1 protein-coding gene is annotated in these 1,692 nt (G+C 36.6%); it reads left to right on the top strand.

Going from position 1 to position 1,692, the window contains the following annotated elements:
- Nucleotides 1-194: 194 nt before the first annotated feature.
- Nucleotides 195-1,502 (top strand): hypothetical protein, encoded by a 1,308-nt coding sequence (locus C0512_RS15455; protein ID WP_290863185.1) that lies wholly within the window; start codon nt 195-197, stop codon nt 1,500-1,502.
- Nucleotides 1,503-1,692: the final 190 nt, after the last annotated feature.

Here is a 1,692-nt window from a genome sequence, read left to right as displayed (position 1 = left end):
CCATAATTTGCTACGGATGTGGGGGGATTGTTGAGCAAAGGGCCGGGTTAGTCTAATCCGATTTACACTATAGAGATTATTCAAAATAGCTTCAGAGATGATATATTTTCATAAGAATGTCACACTACTTAAGTATATTGATGGCGTATATACGTGATTTGTTTTAAATAAAATTATACATTAATGGAATTACTATGCGGCTTACTTTATTTGTTTTTTTCATTTTTTCAACACCAACATATGCAATAACAGCTAAGCTAGTAAGTACAACAGCAAATGGCTTCTGGTTTCCAGTAATTAATAATGGCCGTATTTTGTTTCGTGGCGCGGATAATACATTACGTTTAATCAATGGAAATTCTGAAACTGTAATAGTCCGTAACGGTGATCCTGCACCAAGCGGAGGTACTTTTATCAATGTTAATAATAATACTGGAATTGATCTTGACAAAGATGGTGTTGTTGCCTTCGTGGGAGAAACCACCCATGGCTATGGAATTTACCGGTATCAAAATGGCATCATTACAACCGTTGCTGCCTATGGAACCTTAATACCGTCTAGCCACCTTGTTTTTGAAAGTTTCTACCAAACATCCGTAGCTATTGATAATGGAGTAATTGTTTTTACAGGGTTCGCCCGTGTACAAGATAGGCTTTTATATGGTGTTTATAAACATAATGGTACTGTATTATCAAAAGTTGTTGACTACTCTGATTTAAGGCCAGATGGTTTATCAACCTATGATGTTACTTTTCAAGGAGTGGACATCGATAATGGAAAAATTGTGTTTTATAACGGTTCTGGATCTTTTGGCATAATTTATAGATACGAAACTTTTCCAAACCAAACTGTACCTTTAATTACACCTTTAGCTCAAATCGGGCAAACGATACCAAATACGCCGTGCGTTATTGACGGATTAGATGTGTTACCCTCATCTGTAAATGGTGAAATTGCTTTATTTATTTCTACTGGCGTTTGTCAAGTTGAGACTTTTATTAGTCAATTAGTTTTAAGTTCTACAACGCAGCAAAATTTGTCAATATTGCGTGTCGCAATTATTGGAAATTTTCCAAATAGCTATGACGGCTCAGTAAGTATAGACGGCAACACTATTGTCAGTGAAACCTTATCACCAGGCGGAAGTAAAATTATTTTGGAAGAGAACGGCTTAACTAGCACTATATTATCCGAAGACGGTGTTGTAGATAATAATGGTAATGTAATCAAACCAGTATTTAATGGTTATGTTTTCGGCGATAGGGGATTAAGTAATCGAAAAATTGTGTTCTACGGTAGATTCAATGATATACAAGGAATTATTGAGCTCGATATTGATGGAGTTGGATCACTTGCAAACTCAAGGACTATACCAGCTTTACATGGAATAGCGTTTTATACTCTCGTATTTAGTCTTGCCGGTATTTTAATATCTCGTATTCGACTTTTAAAAAAACAAATTAAAGACATTAATATGTTGTCTAACTTTAATGTAACTTAGAGCGCCCGTAGCGTGCTGTAAGGAGCGAACCACACATTGAACTAAAGAACAAACATTGATTTCTAACGCGTTTCACCGTTAATGTAAAATTGACCCAGCTCTTAGCTTACGGTGAAGCACGGATCGTGTTCATTGTTCGTGGACGGCGCGTTCGCAAACTCACCGGAGCGCTACTTCTGTGCATTTTACC

Source organism: Flavobacterium sp. (genome assembly GCF_013822155.1).
Taxonomy (GTDB): domain Bacteria; phylum Bacteroidota; class Bacteroidia; order Flavobacteriales; family Flavobacteriaceae; genus Flavobacterium.
This window is presented reverse-complemented; position numbering and strand designations above follow the sequence as displayed.